The 20,141-nt window shown below is 56.6% G+C and carries 16 protein-coding genes; 6 read left to right on the top strand and 10 right to left on the bottom strand.

Annotation, left to right across the window (positions count from 1 at the left end; translation table 11 throughout):
• Positions 1 to 3: 3 nt before the first annotated feature.
• Genes HNI00_RS17630 through HNI00_RS17615 form a run of 4 tightly spaced genes read right to left on the bottom strand, consistent with a single transcriptional unit; the run spans position 4 to position 3,469 of the window.
• A complete protein-coding gene (locus HNI00_RS17630; RefSeq protein WP_316788014.1) occupies positions 4 to 1,425 on the bottom strand; it encodes a PhnE/PtxC family ABC transporter permease in 1,422 nt (473 codons plus the stop codon).
• Positions 1,337 to 1,759: a hypothetical protein gene (locus HNI00_RS17625; protein ID WP_316788013.1), complete on the bottom strand. Its 423-nt coding sequence runs from the start codon at positions 1,757 to 1,759 to the stop codon at positions 1,337 to 1,339. The genes HNI00_RS17630 and HNI00_RS17625 overlap by 89 nt, the downstream gene beginning before the upstream one ends.
• Before the next feature lie 16 nt (positions 1,760 to 1,775).
• Positions 1,776 to 2,534 carry a phosphonate ABC transporter ATP-binding protein gene (locus tag HNI00_RS17620; RefSeq protein WP_316788012.1) on the bottom strand — a complete coding sequence of 253 codons (759 nt, stop codon included), beginning with the start codon at positions 2,532 to 2,534 and terminating at the stop codon, positions 1,776 to 1,778.
• Positions 2,534 to 3,469, bottom strand: a complete 936-nt coding sequence (locus tag HNI00_RS17615) for a putative selenate ABC transporter substrate-binding protein (protein ID WP_420156222.1) — start codon at positions 3,467 to 3,469, stop codon at positions 2,534 to 2,536. The genes HNI00_RS17620 and HNI00_RS17615 overlap by 1 nt, the downstream gene beginning before the upstream one ends.
• Positions 3,470 to 3,680: 211 nt before the next feature.
• Here HNI00_RS17615 and HNI00_RS17610 point away from each other — a divergent pair, with 211 nt between their 5' ends.
• Positions 3,681 to 5,576, top strand: a complete 1,896-nt coding sequence (locus HNI00_RS17610) for a fatty acyl-AMP ligase (RefSeq protein WP_316788011.1) — start codon at positions 3,681 to 3,683, stop codon at positions 5,574 to 5,576.
• 93 nt (positions 5,577 to 5,669) lie between these two features.
• On the opposite strand, the gene tnpC is transcribed toward HNI00_RS17610, so the two are convergent.
• Positions 5,670 to 7,037 carry an IS66 family transposase gene (gene tnpC, locus HNI00_RS17605; protein WP_316788009.1) on the bottom strand — a complete coding sequence of 456 codons (1,368 nt, stop codon included), beginning with the start codon at positions 7,035 to 7,037 and terminating at the stop codon, positions 5,670 to 5,672.
• 509 nt (positions 7,038 to 7,546) lie between these two features.
• On the opposite strand from tnpC, the gene HNI00_RS17600 reads away from it, so the two are divergent.
• Positions 7,547 to 8,998 carry a S1C family serine protease gene (locus HNI00_RS17600; RefSeq protein ID WP_316788007.1) on the top strand — a complete coding sequence of 484 codons (1,452 nt, stop codon included), beginning with the start codon at positions 7,547 to 7,549 and terminating at the stop codon, positions 8,996 to 8,998.
• A 57-nt stretch (positions 8,999 to 9,055) separates the two neighbouring features.
• Complete coding sequence (locus tag HNI00_RS17595; RefSeq protein ID WP_316788005.1) at positions 9,056 to 9,226, top strand: hypothetical protein; 171 nt, start codon at positions 9,056 to 9,058, stop codon at positions 9,224 to 9,226.
• On the opposite strand, the gene metH is transcribed toward HNI00_RS17595, so the two are convergent.
• Positions 9,216 to 12,908: a methionine synthase gene (gene metH, locus HNI00_RS17590; RefSeq protein WP_316788002.1), complete on the bottom strand. Its 3,693-nt coding sequence runs from the start codon at positions 12,906 to 12,908 to the stop codon at positions 9,216 to 9,218. The genes HNI00_RS17595 and metH overlap by 11 nt on opposite strands.
• Positions 12,909 to 13,354: 446 nt before the next feature.
• Between metH and HNI00_RS17585 the strand changes: the two genes are divergently transcribed.
• Complete coding sequence (locus HNI00_RS17585) at positions 13,355 to 13,942, top strand: response regulator (protein ID WP_297088333.1); 588 nt, start codon at positions 13,355 to 13,357, stop codon at positions 13,940 to 13,942.
• Positions 13,943 to 14,063: 121 nt separating this feature from the next.
• On the opposite strand, the gene HNI00_RS17580 is transcribed toward HNI00_RS17585, so the two are convergent.
• Both HNI00_RS17580 and HNI00_RS17575 read right to left on the bottom strand, forming a co-directional pair.
• Positions 14,064 to 14,456 (bottom strand): response regulator, encoded by a 393-nt coding sequence (locus HNI00_RS17580; protein WP_316787999.1) that lies wholly within the window; start codon positions 14,454 to 14,456, stop codon positions 14,064 to 14,066.
• On the bottom strand, positions 14,449 to 16,113 hold the full coding sequence (locus HNI00_RS17575; protein ID WP_316787997.1) for an ATP-binding protein: 1,665 nt from the start codon (positions 16,111 to 16,113) through the stop codon (positions 14,449 to 14,451). The genes HNI00_RS17580 and HNI00_RS17575 overlap by 8 nt, the downstream gene beginning before the upstream one ends.
• Positions 16,114 to 16,673: 560 nt before the next feature.
• Here HNI00_RS17575 and HNI00_RS17570 point away from each other — a divergent pair.
• Positions 16,674 to 17,657, top strand: a complete 984-nt coding sequence (locus HNI00_RS17570; protein WP_316787995.1) for a Gfo/Idh/MocA family protein — start codon at positions 16,674 to 16,676, stop codon at positions 17,655 to 17,657.
• Between the two features lie 47 nt (positions 17,658 to 17,704).
• On the opposite strand, the gene HNI00_RS17565 is transcribed toward HNI00_RS17570, so the two are convergent.
• Both HNI00_RS17565 and HNI00_RS17560 read right to left on the bottom strand, forming a co-directional pair.
• Positions 17,705 to 18,019 (bottom strand): hypothetical protein, encoded by a 315-nt coding sequence (locus HNI00_RS17565; protein ID WP_172356855.1) that lies wholly within the window; start codon positions 18,017 to 18,019, stop codon positions 17,705 to 17,707.
• Positions 18,020 to 18,105: 86 nt separating this feature from the next.
• On the bottom strand, positions 18,106 to 18,528 hold the full coding sequence (locus tag HNI00_RS17560; protein ID WP_205370648.1) for a RusA family crossover junction endodeoxyribonuclease: 423 nt from the start codon (positions 18,526 to 18,528) through the stop codon (positions 18,106 to 18,108).
• Between the two features lie 822 nt (positions 18,529 to 19,350).
• On the opposite strand from HNI00_RS17560, the gene HNI00_RS17555 reads away from it, so the two are divergent.
• Positions 19,351 to 20,079, top strand: coding sequence for a CorA family divalent cation transporter (locus HNI00_RS17555; RefSeq protein WP_316787991.1), 729 nt, complete (start codon positions 19,351 to 19,353; stop codon positions 20,077 to 20,079).
• Positions 20,080 to 20,141: the final 62 nt, after the last annotated feature.

Here is a 20,141-nt window from a genome sequence, read left to right as displayed (position 1 = left end):
CTATCACGCCTCCCCTCTACCGCCGACGACCGATCGCATCTGCTGGCTAATCAAATCCACCAGAAAAGTGAGCGCCACAAAGCACCCCAAAGTTAGCACCAGCCTGCTGTAGTCAAAGCTGCTGAGTTGCTCGGTCAGGAGGCGGCCCAGCCCCCCTGCGCCCACCAGTCCAACGATTACGGTTTCGCGCATACAGACCTCCCAGCGGTAGAGGGTATAAGCCAGAAATCGCCCCAGGTTTTGGGGCAACACGCCGTAGAGAATTGCCTGCCCACCGGATGCGCCCAGGGCGTGGAGCGATCGCACGGGGCGATCGTCCAGGTTTTCGTTGACCTCGGCCATGAGGCGGCCCAGGATGCCCAAATTGTGCAGACCCAGGGCGATCGCCCCTGGCAAAATGCCTGGAAACAGCACAAACAGACATACCAGCGCCCAGATGGGGGCGGGCACAGCGCGGCTGAGCAATAGCGCCAAGCGGGTTGCCACCAGCATCAGCCAGGCCAGGGGGGCTTGGGTCGTTGTGGGGTCGTCTAGTGGCCGCAGCCAGCCGCCGGGCAGGAGAAAGGTCTGGGCCGCAGGAAAAGACAGCAACATCCCGCCCAATCCCGCCAGGGCGATCGCCAGAATGGACATCACCAGCGTCAAGCCCGACAGGTAGAGCAGCGTTGCCCATTCGGTTGGGCTGGGCCACTGGGGCGTGGCGGCCGCTGCAATGTCGCCCAAGAGTCGCCGCGTGCGGGCCGACCAGAGCCGCGTCCAGTCGATGCCCAATCCCCAAAAGCAGAGCGGAATCGACAGGGCGATCGCCCCCCAGGATAGCCGCAGCGGCCAGGGATTGGCAGTTTGCAGATTGGGCTTTGGGGCGTGGGAATTTTGGGGTCTTTGGGCCACGTTGAGATCTAGCCGACTGGTGAAGCCCAACCTGCGCCGCACCCAGTCGCTCCACCAATCGACCCCGCCGTTCAGCAGCACCAGCGCATAGAACCCCGTCCAGAGTTGCCCATAGCGGAGCGATTGCAGGCTCAGCAAAATTTCATAGCCCAGCCCGCCCGCGCCGATCACCCCCAGCACCGCCGCCGACCGCAGCGAACACTCGAACCGATAGGTCGTGTAGGACAGCAAATCTGGAAACGCCTGGGGCAATAGTCCGTAGAGCCACGCTGCCAGCGGCGACACTCCGCTGCCTAGCAGGGACTCCAGCGGTTCCTGGGGCGTTTCGTCAAAAATTTCGGCAAATACCTTAGACACGATCGCCCCAAAGGGCAGGGCGATTGCCAGTACCGCCACCAGCGGATTTAGCCCCAGAATATTCAAAAAAAACAGGCCCCAGAGGAGTTCATGAATCGCCCTGGGAACCGCCAGCAGCCCGCGAATCAGCAGCCACAGCGGAGCCGCCCACGCGCCGCCCGCCGCCGCCCTCGGCAAACACCGTCCGCCACCAAGTTTCCGACGACAGCACGCCGCCCACCAGCCCCAGCGCCACACTCAGGGTCGTGCCGCAGACTGCATAGGCAAAGGTGACAAAAGTTGCCCTGGCAATTACCTCTAGAAAGTCGCGGCTGAGGTCGGGCCGCAGGCTGCTGGCCCAAAACTCCACAAACTGGCCCCAGCCGCCGGGGTTGACCAGGGTTGCGTCTGGTCGTCCGATGCCCGTGGCGTAGAGCGCAAGGGCGATCGCCCCCAGCATTACCAATCCCCACCCGTTGCGGCGGTTCAGCCAGGGGGGAGGCGATGGGAGGGCAGTGGGTGCAGCGGGCATCGGGGTGCAGAAACGGTTAAAGGACAGGCTGCTCTAGGCGGTATAACTCGTGGATCATCGCGTCCGTCACTTTGGCAGGCAGCGCGTCGAACTGAATCTGCCCCTGCCGCAGCCCCACCAGCCGCGTGCAGTACTGAAACGCATATTCGATATCGTGCAGGCTGATCACCAGCGTTTTGCCACTCTGCTCTGTCAGGCGGCACAGCAGCGCCATCAGGTCGTGGGCGCGGGCCGGGTCGAGGCTGGCGATCGGCTCATCTGCCAGGATGGCCACCGGATCTTGCACCAGCACACGGGCGATCGCCACTCGCTGCTGTTCGCCGCCCGATAGCCGATCGGTGCGAACGTACAACTTTTCGGCAATGCCAACCTGAGCCAGCGCCCGTGCAGCGATCTCCACCGACTGGGGCCACAGCAGCGACCAAGCGGCCTTGGCCAGCGACCAGCGCCCCAGGTGTCCGGCATTGACGTTGTGAATCACCGACAGATTGGTGACCAGGTGGTGCTGCTGATAGACCGTCCCAATTTGCCGCTGCACCCGCCGCCGCTGCCGAGGCGACAGCCGCCGCAGGTCTTGCCCCAGCACCGTCACCTGCCCCGCCGATGGCAGCAGCGTCCCATTTAGCAGACTCAGCAGGGTACTCTTGCCCGCGCCGCTAGGGCCAATCAGCGCGACCCTTTCCCCAGCAGCAATGCTCAGGTTTACCTCGGCCAGAGCCGTGAGCGCCTGAAACTGGCGCGTCACCTGGCTGAGGTGAAAAATGGGCGTGCCCATCACTGGATCTTGCCAATCTGGCGACCGACGGACTCAATCTGCGAGTAGTTCTCGTTTTTCGTGGGAATAAACTTTGCCGCGCCAAACAGCTCCAGCACTTCTTTCTGGTCTGGGTTCGCCGGGTCTAGCTCCGTAAATGCCGCCTGCACCTTTTGAATGAAGCCCTGGCCGTAGCGCTCTTCCACCTCCGGGCTAATCACCCAGTGATAGTCGTAGTAGGGCGGCGTGGTCCAAATCACCTGCACCTTATTGGTGTCCACTGCGCCCTCCGCCACTCGCGATTCCCAGACTTGAGAATTCAGTGCGCCGACTTCGTAGGTGCCTGCTTCCCCCAGCTTAATCGTGGCATCGTGATTGCCCGAAAAGCCCACTTCCCCTTTGAAATCTGACAGCGCCATACCTGCCTGCTGAATGAAATATTGCGGCATCAGCCGACCAGAGGTAGAAGATTCGCTGCCAAAGGTGAGGGTGCGCCCTTTGAGCGTGTTGAGGTCTTTGAGGTCAGTAAAGGGCGCAATGCCGCTCTGGGTGTTGGCAATGAAGACTGTGGTGAATTGTTCGTCGATGTCGCGCTGGGCGATCGCCTGGGCTCCCGGCACTTGCAGCCGCGCCTGCACACCCGTCAGCCCACCAAACCACACCAGATCCAGATCACCCACCTTGAAGGCCGTGACCGCAGCCGCATAGTCCGTAACGGGCTGATACTTCACGGGCACGCCCAGCTTTGATTCTAGATAGGCAGCCAGCTTCTCGGCCTGTCGCTGCACCTTTTCGGGGTCTTGGTCGGGAATCGAGCCAACCACTAGGGGCGCGGTGGTTCCAGCAGGTGACTCAGTTTCAGGGTTTTGGGCGGTCGGGCTACCCGCGCAGGCATTCACCAAAAGCACTGCCAAAGTGCCCAACAACAATGAGCGGCGTTTGAAGGAGGTCATCATCAGGTTAATGGCTTATGTAAAACTTTGTCTTGTGCTGTCTTGTGTTGTCTCGTACTGCCTTGTTTTGTCTTGATGTTGGTCTTGATGGATGACGTTTTGCATTCCGTCTGACATTCAGTCTTGGATTTTATCAGGTCTGCCCGCAGAACTTGAGTATCTGGCCCAGTCAGATTACCCTTCAGAGGGTGTCCAAAAGCTGCCCAGTCCAAAGATGAGCGATTTTATTCATTTGACACCGGAACCGTCTAACCTGGTCGAGTTGTTGGAGCGGCGATCGCACGCTCATCCAGACCGACGGGCGTTCATCTTTTTGCAGGATGGCGAAACCGAAGCGGGACACCTGACCTACGCCAGGTTATACCAGCAGGCGACCGAAATGGCGGCCTGGCTCCAGCAGCAGTTTGCACCGGGCGATCGCCTGACGCTGGTCTATTCCTACGAGGCGGCGCTGGAATTTATCGTGGCGTTTTTGGGCTGTCTGGCGGCGCAGGTGGTTCCCGTCCCCTGCCATCCGCCCCGCAATCAGCAGGGGGTGGCCGACGTGGCGGCGCGGCTGGTGGGGTCGGGGTCGGCGGGCGTGCTGACGGGGCGATCGCTCTTGCCCAAGCTCCAGCGCCAGCTCGCCCCGGCTTTGCCCCCGGCACACCCGCTGCGCTGGCTGACCCATGAAACGGGCCGTGCCTCGGCAGCGGGCTGGAGCAGGCCCGACCTATCGCCCGACAGCCTGGCCTTTTTGCAATATACGTCTGGCTCTACGGGCACACCCAAGGGCGTAATGGTGACCCACGGCTGCCTCTGGGCCAATCAGCAGATGCTCCACGCTGCGTTTCAGCATACCGAAGCGTCGGTGGGCGTGGGCTGGCTGCCGCTGTTTCACGACATGGGGCTGATTGGCAATATTCTGTACTCGCTCTATGCCGGGTCGCTGTGCGTGCTGATGTCGCCGATTGCCTTTGTGCAGAAGCCCGTGCGGTGGCTGGAGGCGATCGCCCGCTACGGCGCAACCACCAGCGGCGGCCCCAACTTTGCCTATGACCTGCTGGGTCGATACGTTACCGACAACCAGCGCGATCGCCTCGATCTCTCCACCTGGGAGATTGCCTTTTGCGGCGCAGAACCCGTGCGGCAGACCACGCTTGACCAGTTTGCCGAAAAATTTCGCCCCTGTGGATTTCGTCCAGAGGCGTTTTACCCGTGCTACGGCATGGCCGAGGCGACGCTGTTCATCACGGGCGGGGCTAAGCATTTGCCTCCCAAAACGCTGCATGTGGACACGCAAAGCCTAGAGCAAAACCGCGTGGAGATTTGCGAACCGTCCCGTCCCGGCCTTGCCCGCCCCGGCGCGCGGCGGACGCAGACCTTAATCAGTTGCGGCCACCCCTGGCTAGACACGCGAGTAGAAATCGTCAATCGAGACACGCAGATGCCCTGCGCCGATGGGGAAATTGGCGAAATCTGGGTGGCGGGGAGCGGCATCGGCAAGGGCTATTGGCAGCATCCGCCGGAGCGAGAAAATCCCTTTGGGGCGACGCTGGCCACGGGCGAGGGCGGCTTTTTGCGGACGGGCGACTTGGGCTTTGTGCAAGCGGGGGAACTGTTCATCACCGGACGGCTACACGACGTGCTGGTGTTGTGGGGCTTCAACCACTATCCGCAGCACATTGAGCAGACGGTGGAATCGTGCTATCCGGCGTTTCGTGCGGGCGGCTGTGCGGTTTTTGCCGCGCCGATCGATGGTGAACTGGGGGGCGACGCAGCGGGCGAAGAGCGGCTGGTGGTTGTCCAAGAAGTAGAACGCAGCGCCCGCCAGCGGTTGTGTTTGCCAGACGTGGTGGAAACCGTGCGATGGGTGGCGTTTCGGGAGCATTTTGTAGACGTGGGGGCGATCGCCCTGGTGAAACCCGGCGGCCTGCCCCGCACTTCCAGCGGCAAAATTCAGCGGAGTCGCTGTCGGCAGCAGTTTTTGGAGGGCAGTCTGGCGGTGATCGACATGTGGCGATCGCCCGACTCTCTCGATGTTTCCAGCCTGGTGCGGCGCTACCTCAGTCCGCGTACCCACCTGATTCGCCTGGTGGCGCGGCTGCGAGCTAAGCTTGGCCGGGCATAGGGCATAGAAGATATAAAAAACAAACGCTAGAGGTCAGGAGCTACGTTCCCTTTTCCTGACCCCTTTTCCTGCCTGCTTGCACTTTGTAATTACTCAACCCAATAGCCAATCGAACTGATGTGAGGTAAGGGCACGAGAAATGGCATCAAAGGCAGAAATGCCCTGACGCTTTGCAGTATTGACCAGCGAACGCACCTGAGCGAATAACTCTGCTCCCCAGTCTGAGCGGAATCCGTTGGTCACCTTGCGAAAGATTACACTCCAGCGCAACGCCTGTTCACTTGCATTATTAGTCGGCGGGATTGCCTCATCGGTCAGAAACAGTAACAGATGAGCGTGAATCTTCTGATAGCGTTTGAGCAACCTTTGTCCCTCGACTGATTTGGGCTGCAAGTTGAGAATCTCTCGGAGTGACCCACCCAATCGAGCGCAATACTGTTCGACGGTCGAGGTGGCAAGGATCTGTCGTCGCCGTTGCAAGGCAATGGCTTTGAGCAACAGCCGTTTCATCCGGGGCGCAAACAAATCATCCCCTGCATCAATCGCATACTGACAATCACGCAGTTGATGCGCTAAACATACTTGCCAGTCTTGGGCTGGATGGGCTGCCTGAGCACTGAATAAGTCAGACACCCAAATCTGCGGTTGATGCCCAGCCATCACGGTATCAATGACCGTTTTGCCACGAGTGGGACGAATCACATGCAGACACACCTGGTCGTTTTGAAACACCCATTCCCACTGGTTTTTCCCATTCACCCGCGCCCCGGTTTCATCACTACCCACTAGCCGAGCATTGCGTAAACGTTCCACAATCTTGGCAATTGGAGTTTCTAGCTGCCCCTGCACCCGTTGCAAGAGATTGGCAATGGCTCCTTCCGACAGCTTTAGACCGTAAAGGTCGCCCATCAAGTGGCTCAACCGTTGGTAGCTGATAGCATGGCTGTAGCGTAGATAGGTGACTAGACTCGCAACACTCGTACCAAAGGGAGACCCTGGCTCTAATCCGACTGGAACCGGAGCCTCATACGCCTTTTGGCAACACTGACAAGTCCCACCGTAGCGTTCAACTCGGGTGATGTGAGGGGTCAATCGGGGCAATTCAATGCGCTCGTAAATCCCACTCAATCGCTGCATTGATAAGTCAACTTCGACCCCACAGTGGGGACAGCTTTTAGCTTGGGCTATCACCACTTGATCTGGTTGTTGGCTCAATGTCCGCCCACCATTGCGGTGATGCCTCGTTTCCTCACCCTTGACGGAAGTTGATTGAACACGGCTCTGATTGGGCTTAAAGCCTTGAGATGGAGGCAGACTCGAATTCTTTGACGTTTTCTTGACCCGTTTTTGCTTCAGCTTTTCCACCTCCGCTCGCAACGTTTGCAACTCCTGCCACAGCCCGCTTATCAGGGCATCCTTTTCGCTATGGCTCAGTCCATCGAGGGGGGGCAGTTCCTTCATGGCAAAAGCTTATCATCTTCTGCTATGACCCTGCTCAGGTCAACCTAGTTGAGCAATTACTGCACTTTTATGCAACCCCCTTTTCCTGTGAGCGCAATGAAACGTGCGGGAAAGGGGAGTGCCACGGCTGGGGCGATCGCCCTATTGTACTAACAACAGCTTCTAACAACAGCTTCAAGCAACCCCTGCCATTAAGCCGCAACGGTTAAGCAGCAACGGCTCGAAGCAGCATACTGCATAAGCTTACTGACCGGAGAAATACTTCTTTTTGGAACCCAGTTGGCAGTCCAAAAAGAATCCTAGCATACCGTTGTGGTTTTTGTTCTAGATTGTGTTTCGGAATGAAACCAAGAATAGAAATCGCAAGCTTTTATACATATCAAATTTCAGTTAAATTTCACTAGCTGGTTGACAAGTTCGCACGATAGCATACATTCCTGCGATCGCCCCCTGATCACGCTCCGACCATTGCACTGAACTACCTAACACCCCTACGGAGGTCATGCTCTATGGTACGCTCCTTTGCACGTCCCCAGCCCGTTCGTTTTGCTCGTCTGGCTGCCTCTAGCCTGCTGCTGCTGCAAACGGCGATCGCCACCACGCTCGTCAGCGAATTTGCCCTGACCACCCCCGGCACTTCCCTCACCCAATCGGCCGCCGCCCAGTCGCGGAGTAATATTCAGGATGCTGAAGCTGCTGTGGTTCACATCCGCGCCAACGGTCGCAATGGCAGCAGCATGGGCAGCGGCGTGATCATCGACCCCAGCGGATTAATCGTCACCAATGCCCATGTGGTGGCCGGAGCGCGGGAAGTCATTGTGACTGTGCAGGGTCGCGAAGTGCGGGCAGAGGTTGTGGCAATGGGCGATGCGGACTGCCTGGATCTGGCGCTACTGCAACTGCCCAATCAGCGCGATCTCCCCACGCTGCGCCTTGCCGATGCCAGTTCCATCACAAAAACGCAGAACATCTGGGCGTTGGGCTTTCCCGTTGGCAGTACCCCGCGCTCCCCATCGATTGTAGAAGGGACGGTCAACAACATTCACGTTCCTCAGGGTGTGGTCGTGTTTAATGCACCGGTGAATCCGGGCAATTCCGGCGGGCCGGTGATTGATAGCCAGTTGCGGATTGTGGGCATTACCAAGTCGGGCGCTCGCGATGCCCAAAACGTGAATTTCGCCGTGTCGGTGGAGCAGGTGCGGCTGTTTGTAGAGGCCCATCGGCAGGGGCTACGGTTCCCCGTTGGGCAGTATGTGATTCCCGCTGTGGCCTCATCCAGCCAATCCATTGGCCAGTCCATCTCCCTGACCCGTGGCAACGTGCAGGGCAACTTGCAGCCTGGTGACAGCCGCTTTTGCGCCGATTACAGTCCTACGGATATTTACACCTTCGAGGCAGAGGCGGGGCAGGCGGTGATGCTGAGAATGTCGAGCCGTCAGGCCGGATCGCGACTGGTGTTGGTCGGGCCCGATGGACGGGCGATCGCCCTGGATCAGAGTAATGGGGCGAATCGAGATGCGCTGGTGGTGCAAAAGCTGACCCAGAGCGGGCAATACACCGTGCTGGCAATGGCGGCTGGCGAAAATCAGTCTGGGCAGTATGACCTGCAAATCTCGCAGCCAATTTTGGTGGAGCGGGGAATGCTGGATGCCAGCACTGCACCCTGTTTCGACGATGGCTCCCTTTGCCGCGCCTATAACTTCCAGGGACGCGCCGGACAGACCGTTGCGCTGATTGTGAACTCGGCGTTTAACCCGTACCTGATTGTGCGCGACCCCAATGGCGATCGCGTGGTGGAAGGCAAGGCAGAGCGCCAGGGCAGCGTGCGGTTTGAACTGCCTGCCGACGGCTGGTATCGGCTGATTGTGGGCGGTGTGGAACCGGGCGATCGCGGCGAGTTCTTTATCTCCATCCTCGACACGCAGGATTTACCCGGTGCAAACCGAGTGTCGCAGCGCTGAGGTGATGCTTGCTGAAGCGCGAATCTGAAGCGTGAATCTAAAGCGTGAATCTGAAGCGTGAATCTGAACGCGAACCAATGCCCCTGCGGCGGGAAGTCTGGCAGCAAGTCCAGCACCCCGCCGCAGAGTCATTATGGCTCTGAGCCGGGAACCCGCGGGCGATCGCCCAGCCGCCTGGGGAGCGATACGATTCAGCGTCATCCCTTCGCGCAGAAGCCTATGCGCTGAAATACTTCGCAGTCGGGTGATACACCACGATCGCCGTCGTCGATTGCTCCGGATAAAGCTGTTCGCTTTCGTCCATGTGCAGCCCGATGCGCTCGGCTCCCAGCAGGTCAAGCTGCGTGTATTGATCCTGAATGTTTGGACAGGCCGGATAGCCAAAGCTATAGCGCGACCCCTGATAGCGCTGCGCCAGCACGTCGCGGATGTTGTCGGGTTCCGCCGCGCCAAAGCCCAGTTCGCGCCGAATGCGGGCGTGCGTCCATTCTGCCAGCGCTTCTGCCGTCTGCACTGCCAGCCCGTGGAAGTAGAGATAGTCGGTGTATTGGTTGGCGGCGAATAGCTGCTGGGCAAATTCCGTAGCGATGTCGCCGACCGTCACCGCCTGCATGGGGAAGACATCGAATGTGGTTGCCTGATCCTTGGGCAGGAAGAAATCGGCAATGCAGAGGCGGCGGAGGGACTTTTGTCGGGGGAAGTGGAAGGTGGCGATGGGCTGCAAATCTTGCGGTTTCATGCCGTTTTGCACCGCAGCGGGAGCGTAGATATACAGCGAGTTGCCCTCGGCTAGGCAGGGGAAATAGCCATAGACCACCTGTGGCCGCAGCAGGTTTTCTGCCAGCACGCGCTGTTTCCACTGCGCCAGGATGGGATAGGCCTTTTCTTGCAGGAAGGCATCGTAGGCTTCGCGGGTCTGATCTTTGGGTTTGCGGAACTGCCATTGTCCGGCGATCAGCGCCTGCAAGTCCAAGTACCAAAACACTTCTTCTAGGGAAATGTCCTCTGGGTTTAGGATCTGCGTGCCCCAGAAGGGCGGCGTGGGGCGGGGAATGTCGAGGGCTACGGCTTCGGAGCGCAGGGTGTCTGCAATAGCAGGAGCAGCGGGAGCGTTGGCAGGCAGGGCAGTTGGAGGGGCGATCGCCTCTGTTTCTGCGTCTGCCTCCGGTGCTTCAGACAACGCTGAATCCTGATCCTGCTCATCCAAAAAGCCCTGCACGTCATCCCACCGGCCTGCTGCCTTCGCGGGCATCAGCTTGTCCATAAAGTGCAGATCAGAGAAGGCATCTTTGCCGTAAATTACCTTACCTTTGTAGGTCTTCTGGCAATCTTCGTAGACAAACTTGGGCGTAAGTGCTGCGCCACCCAGGATAACGGGCACAGTGATGCCGCGCTCGTTAAACACTTCCAGGTTCTCTTTCATAAAGGCGGTGGACTTCACCAGCAGCCCGCTCATGGCGATGCAGTCGGCCTGGTGTTCAAAGTAGGCATCGATGATGTTATCCACAGGCTGTTTGATGCCCAGGTTAATCACGCGATAGCCGTTGTTGGTGAGGATGATGTCCACCAGATTTTTGCCAATGTCATGCACATCGCCCTTCACGGTGGCAATTAGAAACGTGCCTTTGGCATTGCCGCCGGATTCTTCCTTGTCCATAAACGGCTCCAGATGCGCGACGGCAGCTTTCATCGTCTCCGCTGATTGCAGCACGAAGGGAAGCTGCATTTGTCCAGAGCCAAACAGGTCGCCGACGACCTTCATGCCGTCCAGCAAGAAGGTGTTGATGATGTCTAGCGGCTTGTAGGTCTTCAGCGCTTCAGTAAGGGCTTCTTCCAGCCCGATGCGTTCGCCGTCGATGATGTGCTGCTTCAGGCGCTCCTCGATGGGCAGATCGGCGAGGGAGCCGCCGGAGCGGGTGTCTTTGGCCGAAACGCCCTCGAACAGTTTAGTGAGTTCTGTCAGCGGATCGTAAACGCAGACCTCGCCTTCAAACCGCCGCTGGTCGTAGATGAGTTGGCGGCAGACTTCCTGATGCTGCGGCTCGATCTTGGCCAGGGGCAGGATTTTGGCGGCGCTGACGATCGCCCCATCCATGCCCGCTGCCGTTGCCTCATGCAGAAACATCGAGTTCAGCACGATCCGCGCTGCGGGGCTGAGGCCAAAGGAGATATTCGACACGCCCAGCAGGATGTGAACCCCTGGCAGGTTTTGGCGGATCTGGCGAATCGCTTCGATAGTGGCCTTGCCGTTTTCCCGGTCTTCCTCGATGCCTGTAGAAATGGGCAGTGCCAGCGGGTCGTAGAAGATTTCGTAGGGCGGAATGCCGTATTCCAGCGCATCGCGGTAGGCCCGTTGGGCGATCGCAAATTTCTTTTCTGCCGTCCGAGCCATGCCCTCTTCGTCGATCGTGCCCACCACAATTCCCGCACCGTAGGTCTTGGCCAGTTCCAGCACTTTGAAGAAGCGCTCGTCGCCGTCTTCGTAGTTTGTCGAGTTGAGGATGCACTTGCCGCCTGCGACTTTCAGACCCGCTTCCATCTTTTGCCATTCGGTGGAGTCCAGCATCAGCGGCAGGTTTACGTTTGTCACCAAGCGCGACACCAGTTCTCGCATGTCTCGTTCGCCGTCGCGGCCCACGTAGTCTACGTTCACATCCAGGACATGGGCCCCTTCTTTGACCTGCGATCGCGCTACGGCCACTAGCCCGTCCCAATCTTCCGCATTCAGCAACTCCCGCACCTTTTTGGAGCCGCTGGCATTCAGGCGTTCGCCAATGATCAGGAAGGAGTTGTCCTGGTCGTAGGGCTGGGCGCTGTAGATGGAGGCGGCAGCGGGGATGTAGGAGAGGGCGGGGCGGGGGGAGGGGTTTTGGATTTTGGATTTTGGATTTTGGGGGGGATGGTTTGTGGTGGGTGGGTGCTGACTCCTGACGGCCCGAGCTTTGGGCTTGAGGGTGGGGGCGATTTCGGCTAGCTGCTGGATATGTTCTGGGCGCGTGCCGCAGCAGCCGCCGATCACCTGCACGCCCAGGTCTTCGACAAAGTGCATCAGGGCCATGCGGAGTTCCATTGGCGTGAGCTTGTAGTGGGCATGGCCGCCAACGTTTTCGGGGATGCCCGCATTGGGGATGCAGGAAATGACAAAGGGGGAATGCTGCGACAGATAGCGGATGTGGTCGGCCATGCGGTCGGGGCCGGTGGCGCAGTTTAGCCCCAGGATGTCGATGGGGTAGGGTTCCAGAATGGTGAGCATGGCGGCCACGTCGGAGCCGACCAGCATCGTGCCCTGAATTTCCATCGTCACGGACACCATTAGCGGACGGCGATTCCCGTAGGGATCGCTTTGCGAATCGCCCTTCCTTGCAAACACTGCCTCGATTGCGTTCAGCGCCGCCTTGATTTGCAGCACGTCCTGACAGGTTTCCACAATGAACAAATCTACGCCGCCGTCGTAGAGTCCCTCTGCTTGTTCCTCGAAAGCTGCCTTCATCGTGTCGTAGTCGATGTGGCCGAGGGTGGGTAGCTTGGTGGTGGGGCCCATCGACCCGGCTACAAAGCGAGGCTTGTTGGGGGTGGAAAATTCTTCGGCGCAGCGTTTTGCCAGTTCCGCTGCCAGCTTGTTGAGTTCATAAGCGCGATCGCCCAGGTTATATTCCGCCAGCACAATGGAGGCTGCACCGAAGGTGTCGGTTTCGATCACATCGGCCCCAGCGGCGAGAAAGTCCCGATGCACTTTGGCAACGGCTTCTGGCTGGGTGACGACCAGATACTCGTTGCAGCCCTCATACTCCGCGCCACCAAAGTCTTCTGCTGTCAGGTTTTGCACCTGAAGGTTGGTGCCCATCGCGCCATCGAAGACAATCACCGGGCGATCGGGGCTGTGGAGACGATTGAGAAAGGCGCTGTTCATAGGTGCAAGTTGAGCTTGGTGTGGAGGCAGGGTTTGCCCTCATCCCCCGGCTGCTTCTCCCGCAGGAAAAGGGGAGCAAAGTCCATCTCCCACCGGGAGAGGGATTTAGGGTGAGGGCTGGCACAGTCGTTCTAGGTTTTGTCGGTGTTGTCTTTTGTCGGTATTGTCTTTGATCGGTATTGTCTAGCGTATCTCACTCGCTGGTGTGACCCAAGCGATCGCCCCCGCAAGTCTCAGGATTCACCGGACGGAGTCACCAGACAATCTGGGTGCGGCCAACGGCGAAGTTCAGAGAAAAAAAGCGAAATGAAACGCAGGCGTGAGGGAATCCTCACTTATGCATACACTTGGGAATAGGGCGATCGCTGTTGGGGCGATCGCTGTTGGGGCGATCGCCCCGCATCTTCCCCCTCATCTGCACGACGGCGTGCAACGCGATAACCCCTATGGCGAGCCTCAAAATCCTAATTGTGGACGACAGCAAGACGATTCGGATGCAGGTGCGAGACATGCTTCCGCGCGGCAGCTATGAGGTGATCGAGGCGCGAGACGGGGTGGAAGGGCTACATGTGATTCGCCAGGAGCGCCCCAATTTAGTGCTGCTAGATTTCTTTATGCCGCGCATGAACGGCTGGGAAGTGGTGCAGACGATCCAGGCCGATCCCCGGCTCAAGTCGATCCCGATCGTGATGATGTCGGGTCGCCGCGAAGATGTGGAAAAGACCGTGCCGGAGTTGTTTGACTATTTTGAATTTGTCGGCAAACCGTTTGGTCAGTCGCATCTGTTCAACGCAATTCGCTCTGCCACGGCAAAGGCAAAGGATCGCCAAGAGGTGGCAGCGATTCCGATGCGCTCTCCAGCAGAGGTGGAAGACGCTCCCGCCGTTGCGCCCAACGGAGCCACCGAACTCCAGCAACTCAAGGCCGAAGTGCAGCAACTCCGCAACCAAAATGCCCGCCTGCGAACGGAAGTGGAAACCCTGAAAAAGCAGATGGCGCAGGTCGTCGCCCTCGTGCGCCAGAAGTTGGGATAGCGCTAAGTCGCGGGCAACCAGAACCAGCTTGCCTAGAATAGATTCGCCGAATAGATTTGCCTTTATTAGGAAGCCTTGAATAGAGGATGGAAAGAGCGAATGGCAAGAAATTATGCCAAGCCTAATGGCTTAGCGCTGAGGTAATCACCTGCTGCAAATCTGACTCTTTCCAAGGTTTGCGAAGGCAAGTATAGAGATTGGCCTGCTGTCTCGCTCGCTCAATAGCCGCTTCATCGGCCTGCCCCGTCAGCATAACCGTTACAATTTGCGGAAATTGCTGATGAACTTGGCGCAAAAACTCATCCCCCTTTACGTTAGGCATGAGCCAGTCAGACACGATTATCAAAATTTTGATGGATTCCTCCTCCAATTCACTAATAATTTCCCAAGCTTCTTCAGCACTTTGAGCAAACTCATACAAATACTGACGACCAAATAGCCGCTGTAGCTGAGATTTCAGCGCAGCGATAACAACCGCTTCATCATCAACACACAAGATTGCCGCGTCAGACATGAGCCAATTCCTCTGTAGTGTTCTCAATGGGATCAATGTTTTTGCTGGACACTTTATTGGCAGGCAGCCAAACCCTAAATTCAGTGTTCCCAGGATGGCTTTCTACTTCTATAGAGCCGCGATGTTTGTCAATGATTTTTTTACTAATGTATAGCCCTAAACCACTACCCTCTCCAGCAGCCTTAGTGGTGAAAAATGCGTCAAACATCCGCGTTTGAACTTCCTGTGGAATGCCGCTGCCAGTGTCGGCAATGCTTACTTCAAGTCCTCCATTCTTCTCGATGACTGAAATAGTTAATGTTCCACCAGATTCCATTGCCTGAATTGCATTATGAATCAGATTTGTCCAGACTTGAATCAACTCGTCAGGGTATCCCCAAATATCAGGAACCTGCTGATAGCTGCGAACTAGCTGAATATTGCGCTTAATCTGGTTGTGATAGATTTCCAGCACATTTTCAATGCCGTCAGTAATTTGAAGCTGCTTTTGTTCTCCAGTTTGGTCGAATCGAGCATAGCTCTTGAGAGCGAAAACGATCTTAGAGGAACGTTCAACTGCTCTTAGAATCGTTTGGTTATTGAGAAAAGAACTGGCGAGATTGTGAGCTAAACAAATCGCCCAATCTTGATGTTCACTTTTGAGAATTGGCGACAGAAATTCAAGATCCTTGCGAACTCCAATATCAATCAGTAAATCTGCCAAGTATCTAGGATCATCAACACCCTGAGACTTTAGTTGAGCCGTAAGTTCTCGCTTGATAGAACGCTGCTCTTGATGAGACAGAGGAGGAGTCAGTGCCTTAGAAATCAGCTCGAAGAAGCTCTCTTGCTGCTCAGGCGTGAGACGATGGTGTAATTTGGGCAAGTCGGCGATCGCCTCTTTGAGCGCGTGGTTTGTATTGTTTGCAGAGGCCTGGATGGCTCCCAGTGGATTATTGATCTCGTGAGCCACTCCAGCAATTAGCTGTCCCAAGGCAGCCATTTTCTCCTGCTGAACTAGATACTCCTGAGTGTTTTTGAGTTCGGTGAATGCTGACTCTAGAGCAAGATTTTTCTGCCACAATTTTTTGCTAAACCTATGAAAAATTAGGCTAATGGCTGAGGCAGAGAATACGAGAGAGAGGGTGGTTCCTAGGTTTACTAGGAAGCGTGTTCTTTGATGCTGCTCCATATACATCTTCTCTAGAGCCATAATCTCGGCATAGAGATCGTCATAGATTTCATCAATTTCGTCTGCCTCAGCCTCAGATGCCTGCTCAACTTGTCCAGCCTCAATCAGACTAAAAACTGCTGCCATCTTCTGTTGATAGACGGTGTGTAGAGCCAGGATACGCTCTAGATCAGCTTGGTATTTTCCCTGTTTAAGCTGCTCAAGACCTTCAAGGATTTCATCAGTACTTTCTCGGTTCTCGGCAATCTCCTCGGCAAGATCTTCATCAATTTTCTGCTTAGAAAATCCTTCCCACTCTAAAGCATTGAGACGACTCACCTGCTCCTTAATCTGCGTTAACAGGAGTCGGGCGTTGTTAGTGCGCTCTGCCATCCGATCTAATCCATAGATCGCAGAACTGCTCATAACTGCAAAGGCTAGGGCAGTCACAATTACTGAACCTGTTGAAAGCCCAAACTTGAACCTGCTTGAGGCTGGAAAAATCATGATATAACCTTGCTACTTGACTCTATGCAACTGTGCGAATTTCCAGATCTACTTTGCTCTTCCAACCATGCGTTTTGGATAAGCCCATTTAGATCCTGCCGAGGAAACTTTACGCTCTGCATTAATACACTTATTATTGACAGCTTGGGCGGAAAATTTACGCGTCTCGACTTAGAATCGGCCACAAGAGATGCACTTTCGGCCAATCGACTGAATCTGTGCTTATGTTTGAGGATTTTTGTCCTAATAAAATCTTGATATTAGCTTGTTTTTATGATGGAATGATGAAGATAAGAGTGAAGTTAAAATCCTTGTAGGTTATGGTTTAGCCTTGGCAGGTTGCTTGCCTTTTTGATAGCTTACTTAACGCACGTTATTTAATCATCTAACGCTTTTGTCGGTTGACTCAATCGAGTTTTTGAAGGTGTTTTTCAGTTTTTTATAGCCTATGATGCCCTACTTAAAATCTAAATGAAGATCTGGAGGTCTGGAAAATCTGGCATGATGCAGAGGAAGGTTGCACAGGAAGTCTCAGGAAATCTCACAGGAAGTCTCAATTTATGGAGCAGATGATTCGAGTGGGGATTGTGGGCACGGGCTACGCGGCTAAGACCCGCGCCGAACTGTTGCAGGCAGATGCCCGGACGCAACTGGTGGCGATCGCCAGCCGTGACCTCTCCCGCGCTCAGTCTTTGGCGGAACCCCTCGATGCAGAAGCGACCGACGACTGGGGCGCTCTGGTGCAGCGGACGGATATTGATCTGGTGATCGTGTCTACTGGCAACGCGCAACATGCGACCGTTGTGAGAGCCGCGCTGCAAGCAGGTAAGCACGTTGTGGTGGAATATCCGCTGGCGCTGGATCTGGCGACTGCTAAGGATCTCGCTGCGCTGGCGACATCTCAAAACTGCCTGCTGCATGTGGAACATATCGAACTGCTGAGCGGCATCCACGAAGCCATCCAAACCGCCCTGCCCGCCATTGGCACGCCGTTCTATCTGCGCTATAGCGACCTCACGCCCAAGCAGCCCGCTCCCGACAAGTGGACCTATGACATGGCGGAGTTTGGCTTTCCGCTGGTGGGGGCGCTGTCGCGGGTGCATCGGCTTACGAGCCTGTTTGGCCCGGTGAAAACAGTCAGTTGCCAGACCCGCTACTGGCAGCCCGATGCCGCCAATTCCCGGTTTACCACCTGCGTTTGCACGGCTCAACTGCGGTTTGCCAGCGGGCTATTGGGCGATGTGATTTACGGCAAGGGGGAGGCGCTGTGGGCGGCGGAGCGGACGCTGACGATCCAGGGAGAAACGGGGGCGATCGCCCTCAATGGCGACAGCGGCGAACTCATTTTGCCCGACCAGACGCAGCCCCTCGACCTGGGCAGTCGCCGGGGCCTGTTTGCTCGCGACACGGCCGCCGTGCTGGACTTTCTCACCGAGGGCAAGCCGCTGTATGTGTCGGTAGCGGACAGCCTCTATGCCCTGGCGGTGGCAGAGGCAGCAAGGATTTCGGCGGAGAAGGGGGAGGTGGTTGGAGTCGTGGAGTAATCGAGCGAATAGAGCTGCGAGCGAACAGAGCCGCGAGGGATTGCTCCCTACCCCTCTGCCTTCTTGCGGGGATTGGTAATGACTAGCTCGAACTCCCAGCCGGGAATTTTTTTGACAGACTCGCTGAGCTTGCGGAGGTCATCGGGGCCGTTGAGCGTCAGGCTTTCGCGGGTGCGGACTTCGGCGGCGATCGCCTTTTCGTCGCGCCTAGCTACCAGATCTAGGGAACAGTGAGCCAGCGGAGACGGCAGATCTTCTGGAGCAGGATAAAGAGTCACCTGATATCCCTGCTTGCGGTATTCCCGCGCAAGCTTCAGCAGGCGCTGATGCTCTAACGGACTCCGATTCGGTGGACGGGTCATATACGGCAACTCTAAATAACGCAGAAAGAATAACGCAAAAACGGTAGCGCGAAAACGCCACTGCAAATAAATCCTAACCTAGTTTTCTAGCTTAGCTCAGACGGATCGGGAGCCGCCTCTATCCGGATATGCAAAAACTCCTCACCCTGGCAAAATCCCTCTGCCAGCGCCGTAGACATTCCTTTAACGCGAAAAGAAGCGTTCAGGTTTCGGCGGCGGCTGATGAAATCCGTGATCTGATAATCGTCTACGTAAATCACCCCGTTCAGCGCGTCTCGCACTGGTTTCACTATATTATCACTGTCGGGAACACCAGACTCGTCGCCAAGGGGCGCGTCGTAGTAGTGCGTAATGATCACCTTGAGGTAATCGCCCAGGGGTGCTTTGCCATTCCAGCAGGCGATCGCCCTCTGTCGCACTTTTTCTCTCCAGTCGCGCAGACGAGCCTTGTCTTTGGTTTGGTGCGAAATCGGCTTGCCGATCACGATCAATTCAATGGGTAGCACCATGTATGTCCCACGGGTTAGGCTGGTTGGTTGAATGGTGTTGCCCACGCGGGGGGGATAAGCCTGGGCTAAACGCTGGGCCGATGGCAGCAAAAGAAGTTCTGGCTGAGATCTTTGAAATCAAGCGCCTGAAGAAGTTAATCATCGGAAGCGAAGCGTTCAAAGTCAGGATATTGCAACCCGTACATCAAAGCTAAAAACCGGAGCCAACAAACAGGGCTGAAACCTGGAGCGAAACCTAGGGAACCCCTAGAAGCAGAGAGTGCTAGAAGCAGCGGTTAACTCAAAACGGGCTACGGCATCTATTCGCGGTTTAGAGAAATCGCCCTTTGAGAACTGCCCGTCAAGAACTGCCCGTTGAGAACTGCCCGTCGAGAACTGCCCGTTAATAAACCGTGCAAAACCCCTGCTTCTGGTAAATGCTGACCGTATGGATTGATACAGGCGGCGGGATTGGTTTTCCTGGCAGACACGCAGGTTACCTATCAAGTTACCTATATAGTAAGTCTGTTTTCTGGAATGTGTGTTATCACGCAAGTCACTGGCTCTTTTTCGGCTTTCTTTTGGCTCTCTTTCCATTCATGGAGCAGTTCCTCGCGCAGGCGGTCTGCGACGGGCGATCGCCCGACCCATTGCTGGATTGGCAAGCAGAGGACTGGCGCGAGTCGCGATCAATGGCAGTTCGTTTGATACCAGTGACTCTAATAACACGGGACTCCTCCGGAGTAATGACGTGCATTGCTAGCTAAAAGGTTGCCGCAAGCGGGCAAAAACTAGGCAAGAAACAGGGCTAAAAACTGAGCTATATAAAACAGGGCAAGACTTATGAAAATTCCTCCTGCGTGGCGATTACCTCCCGCGATTCAAAATCGATTTGGCGAACGCAGCGTCGGCAAGCAGCGGGCAATGGTGGTAGACGGACACCTGCTGCTAATTTTGCACAAAGCCCCTGATGCCGGTGAGCAGACCCGCGTCGGGGTGCTGTTTTGGCGGCAGCCCAACGGCATCTGGGAACACAGCGGCGGCGGCATCGGGCTGCAACCGCTGCTGAAACATCTAGAAAATTACAACACCGCCGAGGAAAAATTGCAAATTGCCTATCGGCAGGCCGAGAGTGCTGAAGACTACTTTCACTTGCTGGAGGCGATCGCCCCTCTGCGCTTGTCGGCCAAGAACATGCACGCAACCCTGCAAGTTGCCCGCGAAGGCGTTCCCGACGACCGCGACCTGATCGACCTGCGCGACTGGGCCTACGAAATCGATCGCAGCCTGGATCTGCTGTATGAAAACACGAAAAACGCGCTAGATTACCAAATTGCCCAGCGGGCCGAGGAGCAAAATCGCTTGACCACGGAGGCGCTGGTGGCAGGGCATCGGCTGAATATTTTGGCGGCGGTGTTTTTGCCGCTGACGGCGATCGCCGCGCTGTTTGGCATGAATCTGAACAGCGGCATCGATGCTTCCTCTACCTTCACGTTCTGGCTGGTGTCCGTGGGGGCGATCGCCTTGGGTTCCCTCGTTCGCCGCTGGGTGGTGACGGGGCGCTGGCTGTAGCGCTGGGCGTTGGGCAACCGTCGGATCGCAAATTCACCCGACTGGATCTGCTGTCGCCCAAG

The organism is Thermoleptolyngbya oregonensis NK1-22, assembly GCF_032705245.1.
Classification (GTDB): Bacteria; Cyanobacteriota; Cyanobacteriia; order Elainellales; family Elainellaceae; genus Thermoleptolyngbya; species Thermoleptolyngbya sichuanensis.
Note: the sequence above shows the minus strand (reverse complement) of the source record. Positions and strands in the feature narration are given on the sequence as shown.

What these genes read in the sequence shown, in the direction of transcription:
- HNI00_RS17610 (WP_316788011.1), top strand. Translation starts at nt 3,681, where the DNA reads ATGAGCGATTTTATTCATTTGACACCGGAACCGTCTAACCTGGTCGAG.
- HNI00_RS17575 (WP_316787997.1), bottom strand. Translation starts at nt 16,113, where the DNA reads ATGATTTTTCCAGCCTCAAGCAGGTTCAAGTTTGGGCTTTCAACAGGT.
- HNI00_RS17585 (WP_297088333.1), top strand. Translation starts at nt 13,355, where the DNA reads ATGGCGAGCCTCAAAATCCTAATTGTGGACGACAGCAAGACGATTCGG.
- HNI00_RS17560 (WP_205370648.1), bottom strand. Translation starts at nt 18,528, where the DNA reads ATGGTGCTACCCATTGAATTGATCGTGATCGGCAAGCCGATTTCGCAC.
- HNI00_RS17565 (WP_172356855.1), bottom strand. Translation starts at nt 18,019, where the DNA reads ATGACCCGTCCACCGAATCGGAGTCCGTTAGAGCATCAGCGCCTGCTG.
- metH (WP_316788002.1), bottom strand. Translation starts at nt 12,908, where the DNA reads ATGAACAGCGCCTTTCTCAATCGTCTCCACAGCCCCGATCGCCCGGTG.
- HNI00_RS17620 (WP_316788012.1), bottom strand. Translation starts at nt 2,534, where the DNA reads ATGGGCACGCCCATTTTTCACCTCAGCCAGGTGACGCGCCAGTTTCAG.
- HNI00_RS17615 (WP_420156222.1), bottom strand. Translation starts at nt 3,469, where the DNA reads ATGATGACCTCCTTCAAACGCCGCTCATTGTTGTTGGGCACTTTGGCA.
- tnpC (WP_316788009.1), bottom strand. Translation starts at nt 7,037, where the DNA reads ATGAAGGAACTGCCCCCCCTCGATGGACTGAGCCATAGCGAAAAGGAT.
- HNI00_RS17570 (WP_316787995.1), top strand. Translation starts at nt 16,674, where the DNA reads ATGGAGCAGATGATTCGAGTGGGGATTGTGGGCACGGGCTACGCGGCT.
- HNI00_RS17600 (WP_316788007.1), top strand. Translation starts at nt 7,547, where the DNA reads ATGGTACGCTCCTTTGCACGTCCCCAGCCCGTTCGTTTTGCTCGTCTG.
- HNI00_RS17625 (WP_316788013.1), bottom strand. Translation starts at nt 1,759, where the DNA reads ATGCCCGCTGCACCCACTGCCCTCCCATCGCCTCCCCCCTGGCTGAAC.
- HNI00_RS17580 (WP_316787999.1), bottom strand. Translation starts at nt 14,456, where the DNA reads ATGTCTGACGCGGCAATCTTGTGTGTTGATGATGAAGCGGTTGTTATC.
- HNI00_RS17555 (WP_316787991.1), top strand. Translation starts at nt 19,351, where the DNA reads ATGAAAATTCCTCCTGCGTGGCGATTACCTCCCGCGATTCAAAATCGA.